The organism is Shewanella xiamenensis, assembly GCF_024971755.1.
Lineage (GTDB): Bacteria > Pseudomonadota > Gammaproteobacteria > Enterobacterales > Shewanellaceae > Shewanella > Shewanella xiamenensis.
On the sequence record NZ_CP079718.1, the window covers coordinates 4581182 to 4592704 of the forward strand.

11 protein-coding genes are annotated in these 11523 nt (G+C 49.0%); all 11 read right to left on the minus strand.

All coding sequences use genetic code 11. From position 1 onward, the window contains the following. Positions 1-17 precede the first annotated feature (17 nt). The 11 genes from KXJ80_RS21215 to KXJ80_RS21265 all read right to left on the minus strand — a co-directional run bounded on the left by KXJ80_RS21215 (position 18) and on the right by KXJ80_RS21265 (position 11508). Entirely contained in the window at positions 18-2150 is a 2133-nt protein-coding gene (locus KXJ80_RS21215) for a M13 family metallopeptidase (RefSeq protein WP_218737532.1), read from the minus strand. 220 nt (positions 2151-2370) lie between these two features. Next, on the minus strand, positions 2371-3654 hold the full coding sequence (locus KXJ80_RS21220) for a winged helix-turn-helix domain-containing protein (protein WP_218737533.1): 1284 nt from the start codon (positions 3652-3654) through the stop codon (positions 2371-2373). Positions 3655-3868: 214 nt separating this feature from the next. After that, entirely contained in the window at positions 3869-4765 is an 897-nt protein-coding gene (locus tag KXJ80_RS21225) for an ABC transporter permease (protein WP_218737534.1), read from the minus strand. Beyond that, a complete protein-coding gene (locus tag KXJ80_RS21230; protein ID WP_218737535.1) occupies positions 4762-5808 on the minus strand; it encodes an ABC transporter ATP-binding protein in 1047 nt (348 codons plus the stop codon). The genes KXJ80_RS21225 and KXJ80_RS21230 overlap by 4 nt, the downstream gene beginning before the upstream one ends. Then, positions 5805-7079 carry a nitrous oxide reductase family maturation protein NosD gene (gene nosD / locus KXJ80_RS21235; RefSeq protein ID WP_218737536.1) on the minus strand — a complete coding sequence of 425 codons (1275 nt, stop codon included), beginning with the start codon at positions 7077-7079 and terminating at the stop codon, positions 5805-5807. The genes KXJ80_RS21230 and nosD overlap by 4 nt, the downstream gene beginning before the upstream one ends. A gap of 10 nt (positions 7080-7089) precedes the next feature. Further along, positions 7090-7581, minus strand: a complete 492-nt coding sequence (locus KXJ80_RS21240; protein ID WP_037413896.1) for a nitrous oxide reductase accessory protein NosL — start codon at positions 7579-7581, stop codon at positions 7090-7092. Positions 7582-7698: 117 nt separating this feature from the next. Continuing rightward, positions 7699-8646, minus strand: coding sequence for an NrfD/PsrC family molybdoenzyme membrane anchor subunit (gene nrfD / locus KXJ80_RS21245; RefSeq protein WP_047537518.1), 948 nt, complete (start codon positions 8644-8646; stop codon positions 7699-7701). Between the two features lie 2 nt (positions 8647-8648). Beyond that, on the minus strand, positions 8649-9356 hold the full coding sequence (locus tag KXJ80_RS21250) for a 4Fe-4S dicluster domain-containing protein (RefSeq protein WP_037427340.1): 708 nt from the start codon (positions 9354-9356) through the stop codon (positions 8649-8651). A gap of 86 nt (positions 9357-9442) precedes the next feature. Then, a complete protein-coding gene (locus KXJ80_RS21255) occupies positions 9443-10117 on the minus strand; it encodes a tetratricopeptide repeat protein (RefSeq protein ID WP_218737537.1) in 675 nt (224 codons plus the stop codon). Between the two features lie 77 nt (positions 10118-10194). Next, positions 10195-10974, minus strand: a complete 780-nt coding sequence (locus tag KXJ80_RS21260; RefSeq protein ID WP_037413888.1) for an FKBP-type peptidyl-prolyl cis-trans isomerase N-terminal domain-containing protein — start codon at positions 10972-10974, stop codon at positions 10195-10197. Positions 10975-11067: 93 nt separating this feature from the next. Beyond that, positions 11068-11508, minus strand: a complete 441-nt coding sequence (locus tag KXJ80_RS21265) for a rhodanese-like domain-containing protein (protein ID WP_037413886.1) — start codon at positions 11506-11508, stop codon at positions 11068-11070. Between the last annotated feature and the right edge of the window lie 15 nt (positions 11509-11523).

The following is an 11523-nucleotide window of genomic DNA, read 5'->3' on the forward strand; positions in this document are numbered from 1 at the left end:
TTTTTAGCACCTTAAACTTACCAGATCTTCACACGTTCCTCTGGCGCTAAGTACAGCTTGTCGCCGGGTTTCACATCGAATGCGGTGTACCAAGCGTCTAAGTTACGCACGGTCAGCGCGCGGTACATGCCAGGGGCATGACCATCGGTCGCCACGCGGGCACGCAGGGCTTCGTCACGCATCTTAGTCGCCCAGGTTTGCGCGAAGCCGATAAAGAAGCGTTGGTCGCCAGTAAAGCCATCGATAACCGGCGCAGGCTTACCGTTAAGCGAGGCATGGTAGGCATCGAGCGCAGCCGCTAAGCCCGCCACGTCGGCAATGTTCTCACCTAAGGTCAGCTTGCCGTTTACATGCAGATCTGGGAATGGCGCATAGCTATCAAACTGTTTCGCCAATGCCTCACCCTGCTTAGCAAACTGAGCAAAGTCCGCTGGTGTCCACCAGTTACGCATAGCGCCAGTCGAGTCGAACGCCGCACCATTGTTATCGAAGCTATGGCTGATCTCATGGCCAATCACAGCGCCAATCGCACCATAGTTATAGGCAGCATCGGCATTAGCATCGAAGAATGGCGGCTGTAAAATCCCCGCTGGGAAGTTAAGCGCGTTCTGCACTGGCAGGTTAACCGCGTTAACCACTTGCGGCGTCATCCACCACTCGCCCTTGTCCATTGGTTTGCCGATTTTGGCGAGTTGATGGGCATATTCCACCTTTTCACCATTGATGGCATTGGCGTAGGCATTGGTTGGCGATACGGCATAGGCATCGTAATTGCGCCACTTATCGGGGTAACCCACGCCAACGGCGATGGTCGCGACCTTAGCTAAAGCTTCCTTCTTAGTTGAAGGGTCCATCCACTCGAGTTTTTCGACCCGCTTACCAAAGGCACTGACGATGTTATCCACCATAGTGCTAACTTCGGCCTTGGCCGAGGCCGGGAAATAATGCTCGGCGTAGGCGCGGCCCACGGCATCACCTAGGTATTCATCCAAGGCACTCAAGGCGCGTTTATCACGGCTACGCTGCTCAGGGGTACCCGACAACTTAGTGCCGTTAAAGGCAAAAGAGGCGTTATCGATAGCCGATGGCAATACATCGGCGTGGCTGTTGATATGGTGGAACACCAACCAGTCTTTCCACGCATCCAGCGGTTCAGAGGCCACCAGCGCCGAGAGGTTGGTAATAGCACTAGCGTGATAGGCGGCAAATCTGTCTTGCTTGCCAAGCTGGGCGGCATCTAAAAACGCTGTCCAGTCGATACCCGGGGCTTTAGCGTCAAAGTCGGCGCGGCTCCACACACCCGATGCCTTAGTGAAATCTTCACTGTCTTCACGGCTGGCGTGGGCGCTAGCGATCTTGTGTTCAAGAGCAAAAATACGATCTGCACGGCTAGCAGCATCGCTAATACCCGCATCGGTCAGCAGGGTTTCGATATAAGCGCGGTAAGCGGTGCGGATCTCGACCATTTTAGGATCGTCCGACAGATAGTATTCGCGCTCGGGTAAACCTAAACCGCCTTGGAGAAAATAAGGTAATACTTCACCCGGAGTCGCCAGACCTTGGGTGACGAAAATACCGAAGAGGTTTTCGGTGAAAAAGTCGGTGGCATTGAGCGGGTCCACATCGGCGCGCAGGTTAGCACCAAGCGCCGCCGATAAGGCTTGTTTATCCGCAATGGCTTGATAACGGGCTAAATCGGCTTCCATTGGCTTCATGCCCGCCGCATCGATTGCCGCAGTGTTAGTGTACGCCTTGTAGAAATCGGCAATGCGCGCATCATCGCTGCCAGCGGCGTGTTCGGCCTTGACTAAGTCGGCGATCAGGCTGGTCTTATGCTTTTCCGTCTCTTGGAAAGCCACTAAAAAGGCGCCCGTGCTTGAGCGATCGGCGGGGATCTCAGTGGTTTTCATCCATTCGCCATTGGCGTAGGTATAAAAGTCATCACCGGGTTTCACCTTGGGCGACATGGCCGCGAGGTTAATGCCAATCGGCATGGCGGGTTGGCTAGCAGCAGGTGCTGCGCTGGTTTGTACTTTTGCAGCATTGTCGCTGGCGGCAGCAGCGGTTTCCTTGGTGTTATCACCACAGGCAGTTAATCCCGTCAGTACTGTTGTTGACAGTAATAAGGCGGGGATCAGGCGGTCCGACATAAGAGACTCCTTCCGTTGTTATTCTTGTATTTTTGGTATTTTGGCTAATCTAGATGCTTGCTAGCATGGTCTGGCAGTGTAACTGGCGATATGGTGGGATGTAAAAGAAACTCACACTTTATGATAGAAAGTTAATGCAAAGTCTTTAATACACGCTTTTGAGCGACGAGCCCAAAACAAAACAGCCGATGACTATCGGCTGTTTTAATAACATGCGAAGTTAGAGTTTGACTTGGGTGTACTGAGTCCACGCCAGCAGTTGTCCCATTTGCGGGACGATCCAAACGGCTGTGTCCTTATTTTGATAAACCCGATAATAGAACAGATCTTCATCGCGAATATCGTGCTTACGAATCGCGCGGTAAAACTGCATTGCCGAGTGGCTCACTTCATCGGGTTTGGTCAGCTCTTTTTGTGATACTTTGACATGAAAAACATCCACATTGAGATCACCTATCTGGGTTTGATATTGCTCAAAATCGCCCCGAATGGTGTACTTAATCGGTGTGGTTAAACAGTCCTGATCGGTAATGCATGAGGTGGAGTAAAACTTGCCTCGGCTTTGCCCCTCGTACACCAGCGACATGCTGAGATCCGTGCGAACCAGTAACTCACCAGCCACCGGAAAATAAATATCCGCATGGTAGTTATGCTCCAGTAGCTCCCCAACCCCTTTATCATCAACAGGTAAGACTACGCGGTTGTAGCGGATCCGCTCTTCCATCTTTTTACTAAGTGGAATAAATTCCGCCATACTCAGGCCAGCGGGTTTAGCATCAATCGAAGTGATATTGATGATGCCTTTGCCAGTACAATCCTTGGCATCTAACGCAGGGCATATTGCCATCGAATAGTTTTTACCATCCGTTGACGCAAAGGCACTGAAATAAGGTAAGCCATCGATATGATTGCCTTCTGGGGCTAAATGTTTTTGCCACCACGAGGGGTGTAAATGCTCTTCATCATCGATATACAACACCTGCGCCGTACCTAAGGTGCCACCAATATTCAGGCTGATATATTTATCGGCATTCCATTTCGCGACATGCTTCACCACAGCATGGTGATCGCTCCAGTACCAGATCAAGGTGAGGATCATCCCCAGCATGACGATACCAGCAACCTTAGTCCAAGCAGAGACACCCACAATCGCATCGCGGATAGCATCAGCATCGTTAATCGCCAACATTTTTACATGGGACTGTTCTGAGACATGCAATTGATAACCGCGGCGCGCCACAGTTTTGAGCTGTACCTCGGTATAAGGCTCTAATTTTTTACGTAATGTGCTGATGCATTGGGTCAAAGAGGTTGGTGCGACCACGCGATTTGGCCAGCCTACTTGTAGCAATTCTTCCTTGGTAAAAATGGCATTCGGCGATGACAGCAGCAACACGAGTACGGCGGCCTCTGAAAAAGTCAGGCCGATCTCGGTTCCATGAACATGGTCAACCAGCAGCTTGGCCTGTTCATCTAGCATGAGGTATGAAGTAATTTTATGCATGTTAAGCGCCCAAAACTAAGCCAAAACAATAGACTATGATTGCGCTAACAACGGGCAAACACAGTGAAACTCAGTTTCACCCGAGAGCAACCGTGACTTGTGGCTACCAAATCAAGATGGCTTATTTTACCTTTTAACAACATAAAATACTGTGACTCTACACTCAGTTTACCTATTGTTTTTTAAGCGTAAATTTAAACTAATGCAGGGGTATCTAAACTTCTTGGCGATTAAAAATAACGCAACAAACCAGTAGCAAAACAGTCAACCAGCACACAAATACACCATACATTAAGGGCAAGCCCATACCCATTTGGGAAATTAGGGCGAGAGTACTCTTTGCCGATAAGGTATCGGCAGGGTTTGCGAGTAAGTTTAAAGCCCGGAAAAGATCGGTAGGATTGATTAAAATCAATAGGTTAAATAGTTGACGATTGAGTACTTCAGCCATACTGACGAGGGCTGTTAATAGTACCAAATCGTAGACCAACACCAACACAAACCAGAGCAGCAGTAATACACCTAAGGCTTTGGCTTTTTCGCGCACACACAGGCTCACGCAGTAACCTAAGAGTACAAACACTAAGGACAATAAAATTCCGCTACCCATCAGATGAATAAAGCCAATCACTAAGGCCAGCCGTGCGTGTTCGGCTCCAAGGACAAGCAGCAACAAGGCCGTTAAGCCAAATCCCAATAAACAGGCAGTGGCCATCACATAGGCGTGGCCGAGTAATTTGCCACAAACCAAATGCCAACGGGCTAAGGGGTAAGTCAGCAACAACAGCAAGGTGCCCGATTCCCGCTCACCAACAAAGCTATCGTAGCTAAGTAAAATGGCACCCAAAGGTAAAATAAACACCGCGAGCGTGACTAAACCAGAAAAAATTTGCGCGCTCTCAAATACCACTAAACTGCCCGATACTGCGCTGCCCATAAAACTCACACACAGCGAAAGAATCAATAACATACCCGCCATAAGCCATAACCAACGGTTACGCAGATTGTCTTTAAATTCTTTTACCGCAACGGCTTGAATCAATGTCAGCGCCATAGGAGGACGAAAACTCGACAAGCCTTGCTGCTGATCTAACTGACAGATTTGGCTCATGCCACTAACTCCGAATTAAGGTTTTCTGTACCAGCAAAGGTGTTGCAACTGGACGCGCTCTGGGGCTGAAGATTCGCCATATAACAATGGAAAATATCCTGTAAACTCGGCGGCACAATAGAAAACTCATGGATCTTCAGGGAGTGTAATTGCTGTATCACCTTGGCTTTTAGCGCATCAGGCACCCTTAAGCACACTCGGTCTGAGGCTGAGGGTTCTAACAGTGAGGCGAACAACGCTTGGCTTAGCAACTGCTGATATTGCAGCGGCGTAAAGTGATGCAATTCAATCAGGCTGGGTAGCGAGGTTGCAGCCCTAAGACTGAGCAAATTCCCTGAGGCAAGCATCTGGCCTTGGCCTAAAATCAGCGCGCTATCCATTTGATCTTGCACTAAACCTAACTCGTGGGTACTGATAATGATCGCGCAGCCTTGGGCCTTAAGTTGCGCCATTTTTTGATACAAAAAGGCCGATGCCAGCGGGTCGAGCCCGACTGTCGGTTCGTCCAACAACAGCACTTTAGGGTCAGCAAGCACCGCCTGCGCTAAGCCTAAACGTTGGCGCATCCCCTTGGAAAAGGTGCGCAGCCGTTTATCCTTAGCCGCCATCAGACCAAACTCTTCCAGTAAAAGGTTGACTCGCACAGGTGCAACGCCCTTAAGCTTGGCAAAGTAACTTAAGAGTTCATGCGCCGTCATATTGTCATAAAAGCTTACATTTTCAGGCAAATACCCTAAAGATAAACTCGCATTGACCCGCTTGGCTTGTACCTCTTGCCCCTGCACAAATAACTGGCCCGCGCTTGGGGATACCAAGCCTAAAATCATTTTGATCAGCGTAGATTTACCGGCACCATTATGGCCTAGCAGCGCTAAGGTTTGGCCTGTAAACACCTCAAAATTAAGATCTTTTACCGCTTCAAATTCGGCATAGCGCTTGCTCAATCCCACGGCCTTAACAGCCACTTGCCCTTGGGCGGCAGTTTGCTTTGTCATTAATGTCAGTGCCTGTAGATTGATGGCGTTGTTGGTAAAATGGCTCATATTCCATCTCCCTCTGTGGTCAGTCGCATTAAGGGGAAACTATCACTCACACCGCTGACACTCGTTGGCTGAAACTGCCGCTCTACCCAACGCAGCAGCAATACCACTGGGCTTTCCATCAGTAGTTTCGCCTCGGGATAGAGCCAAAATAGCTTGTCTAAATTGTCGTTAGGTCTGTGGGTAACATCCCCCACTCCGTCGCCATTAGCATCCCAGCCGCGGTATTCAGACCAATAATTGCCCTGCCCCTGATAACTCCACTCCAGCTGCGCTTCGCCGACGTACTTAACTTGGGTCTGATTGGCTAAAATACGATTATGCCAAAGGCGGTTTGCTTCACCGCCCATCGCCATGCTGATCCCAGTATCACTGTGACTAAATTCATTATCTTGAATGCGATTATTCTGCGCGGCGTAGATAAAAATGCCCTTGCCTTCGTTACCGAGTTCTACCGAACCTTGGGGATGCTTCACGTCTGTGGCGATATTCGCCTGAATATGAGAGTCGTTGGTGATATTGAGCAGAATGCCAAAGTCCCGCGCTTGGCTGACGCGATTATGGTGCAGGTAGATTTGTTGTGAATTCATCAATGCGTAGCCGCCGTCGACACTAATCGCTTGATTGTTTGAGGCTTCATCACCTCGGGTATACATGTAGTGAATGCCGTATTGAAGCTTAGCGAATTGATTATGGTGAATGTTGCTGTCCGTCACCGACTCGAGATATACCCCATCACGGACAAAGATAACATGATTTTGTTGCACATCGGGCGCGGTCACATGCTTAAGGAAAATCCCATCGCCTCGGTCTAATACATAGATAGCGCCATTGCCACTGATGCTATTTTCAAGAATACGGGGCGCAGCAAGTTGTTCGCCATAAATCCCAAAGCCATCCCCCACCAGCCGATTGCCCTTAACAAGCGCCTCGTCTGCCCCGGGCTGCAATAAAATGCCTGCATCATGGTAATAAAGATCCCGCCCCCAATGGCGAATATTGAGTCCTTCGACAATCACTTTGGGTGCAGTAATGGTGAGGGCGCTGCCTTGGCGTAGGGCATCGAGGGTCGCGCCCGCTTCGGCCTTAATATGAATGGAGCGGGTGACACTGAAATTACCTTCATACACTGCGGTATCAAGTACGAGTGTGTCACCATCCTGCGCCTGCGCTAATGCTTGGGTTAAAGAGGCGGAATCTTTAACCCTTAACTCCTGCGTCACACCGATAAAGGATAAGGTGCAGAGCCAACAGAGGAGCAATAAACGCAGCATGATCAATCGCCTACTTATCGCCAGCGAGTAATTCGAGAGTGATATCTTCAAAGGTTAATACGCGTCCACCGTATTCCTTTGCAAAGGCTTCGGCGGCGGCTTTAGTGCTAAAAGGTGCGACTGCTGGCCCCATCACGGCTTTTTTACTAGTGCCGTAAACATAAAATGCGCTGGCGGCATCGATAAAGGCGCCATCATCAGGCTGTTCCCAATCGGTTGTCGCGGCGTCATGCACCATCATGTAAGCAATTTGTCTTTTATTTTCAGGCTGTAAGGCAAAGTTAAACATATCGCGGCTAGAGCAAAACTTAGGCACCATCTTCTCGGCCTTAAGGTGTACTTGACCCTTTGGTCCAGGGTATTTAGTGATCACCATACCGCATAGGTGGCAACGATCATGCTCGTGGATCATCTCGGCTTTGTGTTGGTGATCGGTCGCTTCACTCTTATTGCAGCCTAATAACAAAGGAGCGAGTAGTAACAACCCAAAGAACTTTTTCATGCTGTTAATCCTTTGAAAAATATCAACGCCTCGCCAAGGCACCTTGCAGGGACAGACCTCTTGCGACGAGGGTTGATAAAAAAATGGTTCATCAAAGGCCGAGGCCTTAGTACATCGTTAAATCGCGTAGTTTTGGCCCGCTAACAGGATAAAGAGTCGTAGACACATCATCCCCACTACCGCACACATTCCCGACATATAAAACGCTTTGGCCGAATGGCTAAAATGTTTACCCGTCGCAAAGTTCAGTAGCAGTGGCGCGGCAAAGCCGATACCCACAACACCAATCCAGAATACGCTTGCCCACACACCTTCATGGAAGGCGGCAAAAGCAAATTGACCACCGGCATTACCCGTTAATAGTGCTGTCGCGATCATGAAAATAAACATGGCTTCGGCGAACATAATGGGCCACTCAGCGCCGTGCAGAATCTTCATTTCGCCGCTGTGCAGGGGTTCTTTAAATAACCACACCGCCAGCATTTTGGCTGAAGCGCCACCCGCGGATAGACCCGAGGCAATAAACAGCGCAGGGAGTACCGAGGTGTTGATCAGCGGGAAGCGGATCAACGCAGAAATCAAGAAGCCTGTGTAAGCACACACTGATAACGCCAGCACTAACGCGAGCGCTTCCATTGGGCGTCTAAAGCCTTTTAACTTGGCAATAATCGGCGCTAAAAACTTCAATTGTGGGATGGCCATCAGCTCTTTTTCGAGGGCTAAAAGTGCTACCACTGCCACTAACGGGATATATACCGACAGCGCAATAACACCAATCGACATCACAGAATTTAAGTTATAAAACACCAAAATTCGCCAGAAGAATAAGGGGTTAGTCAAGTCGAGTACCAGACATAACATCCCTAAGCTAATGGTCACAAAGGACAGCAAGGTCGCGGCTTTTAAGAAGGCGGTATTTTCAACCTGGCCTAGGTAAAAACGCAGCGCCAGCGCAATGGTTAACGCCCCGCCCGAAATCCCCGCGAAAAATAAATACACTGCAATCGGCCAAGGCCAAGCAACGCCTTGGGATAAGCCGAGGGTAAATTCCATACTGGTATCCATATTTACACTCCCAGTTTGACGATTGGTATGTAACGTAAGCTCGGCTCAGTACCAAACTGCGGCTTAATCCGCACTGAGTCTTTTACCGCTAATAACTTACTCACATAGGACTGAGGATCATTGGCATCACCAAAGATCAGCGCGTCGTACTTACAACTCTGCACGCAGGCGGGTAACTCGCCCTTAGACAGCTTGCTATGCAAACAGAAGTCACAGTTATCCGCCACATCCGTCTCTTTGTTGATGTAACGAGCGTTGTAAGGGCAAGCACCAATACAGTACTTACAACCCGCACATTTGCTCGCATCCATAGTCACGATGCCCGTTTTCGCGTCGCGGTGCGCCGCGCCCGTTGGACAAACCGTGACACAGGGGGCGTTTTTACACTGCTGGCAGGAAACTCGCACAAACTTACGCTCACAGTCGCAACTCATCTTGCCGCAGTGAGGGCAAGCTTGACCTTCAACACGACCACTTTGCTGCTCAAGGATCACCCGAGAAACACCCGCGGGTAAGTTGTTTGCTTGGTTACAGGCGGTTTTACAATCACCACAACCGACACATTTATTTTGGTCAAACACCATGACGTAATGGGACTTATGGGCGCTGTCAGCATCTTCTTTGACCGAACAACCCGCTAAAGGTGTTAACATCAAAGAGCACATGCCAGCGCTTTTAAGGAACCTCCGTCTCTCTATATTTTCACTCACAACATCCTCCATCTATCGGTTTTATACCGACGTTTTTATTTATATCGTTATCGTTCCTACATGCCTGAAAATGGCTAGCGACTTGATTAATATCCACTTTCATTCAATTTGCTTTGGGCCTTGCCAATGGCGTTTAAAATGGCCTCACGATTAATCTCTGCCGTTGGCTGTGACAGTAGTGTCTGCCAATGGTCTATCGCCTCTTGGTAACGCCCATGAAGATACGCATCGGTGGCCTGTAACATGCGGGTCTGCGGCTCAAAGGGCGCAAACGCCAAGATCTGTGCAATCAGCGCTTGGGTTTGCGGCGTCATTTGGCGACCATCGCGGTAATAGAGTGCATTCGCTTTAGCACCGAGCACCTCGGCATCCTCTCCCACCAACGCAAGCAACTTGTCCAAGGTCTGCACCGCATCGCTATATAAACCACCCGCGCTATAGGCCTGGGCAAGTGACATCAATGCCAGCGGGTTTTGTGGTTGATCGTCCACCAGGCGAACGGCTTTGGTGATATCGGCTGCCACTAAGTAGTCAATATGTTCATTGACTATGCCCTTATCCCAATCCTGATAACGCCCCGTTTGGCTGTAGATAGCGAGCGTCATAGCAAGCAATACACCACTGCACAGCACTGGCAACCCAGGGGAGACTAAAGGCAGCCCCGCAACGGTTTGCTGTTGATTTAAGCGTGCGTGTTGCCAAAATATCCAAGCAACAAACCCGCTTAATAGGAGTGCGATAGTGAACCCTAAACTTGCCATATCTAACCTCTTTGCTTGCCGCTCCAAGCTTATGACTGAGCGAACAAAACCGAACGCTCAGTCCCCGATGTTTGCTCTTAGTGGGCAGGCATCATGCCCATCATGCGGGCTTCTTTTTTCTCACTTGGCTTTTCGATATTTTTCAGTTCGATTTCAAAGATCAAGGTAGATTGCGGTGGAATTTCACCCACAAATTCATTGCCATAGGCTAAGTTTGCTGGGATAACAAAGCGGTATTTAGAGCCCATAGGCATCAGTTTTAAGCCTTCTTCCCAACCAGGGATTACCGTCATTAAGGCAAAACGCGTAGGGTCTTTGCGGCCAACGGTATTTTCAAATTCAGTACCATCGATAAGCTTGCCAACGTATTCAACGGTGACCACGTCCTCAGGATTAGGTTTGTTACCGGTTCCTTGGGTTAACACTTCATATTGCAGGCCGGATTCGGTCACAATCACGCCAGCTTTCTTTTTGTTTTCAGCAAGAAAGGCTTCACCCGCCTTGGTATTTTCAGCAGCTAATTTTTCAGCGTTGGCTTTTCTCACTTGATTTAATTCTTCGGCGCGTTGATTGAGATACGTCACCACTTCTTCATCGGTTAATTGCTGTTGTTTTTTCAGCGCGTCCACAAAACCTTGAACCACTAAGTCCACATTCACTTCTGCGCCCAGTTCCACTTGGTTATAAACCTGGCCAGAAATATAGTTACCGACAGAGGCACCGATACTGTAAGACGCTTTATCTGCATCGGTTTTAAGGCTTGGGGCGGCAAAGCTCGCCATAGACACAAACAGTGCGGCGCAGGTCGCCACTGTGATGGTTTTTGGGATAAAAGACGTTGGCATAGATGTTTTCATTTTATGTTCTCTACAATTTAGCCCTGGGGCTTGGTGCGTTAGCCGAAAACGTATGGACATTGCCCATAACCGATTAATATATTTATTTGATTACTAGGGTTTTTCTGTTGCTCTTCCAGACATGCGCCAACCGAAAATGCCATCGGCCATATGGCGTACACCGGTATAACCTAGCTTCATGGTTTCCCGTGCAGCCATGTTGCTGGCGGTACAAAGGCGGTTAGCGCAATAAAACACCATCACCGCATCTTTATTCTTTGGAAGTAACTCTCTCCAATTTTGAACATTGAAAAAAACCGCCCCGGGGATAAAACCTTCCGCCCAGATTTCCAGCGTGTTTACGTCGAAAAAATAAACCCCTTGCTTACCGACTAAGGTCTCTGCTTCCCGCATGGAAATAGGATTCAACTGAATTTCGTTATAGGGTGCTTCAGAAATATCAGAACCGCCCCCTGCAATGGCTGGAAGGCTGATGCCACCCAAGCTCAGTGCCATTAAGCCGCCTATCAGGCTTTGTCGGATCACGTTATTCATTATTTGGCCTCGTAT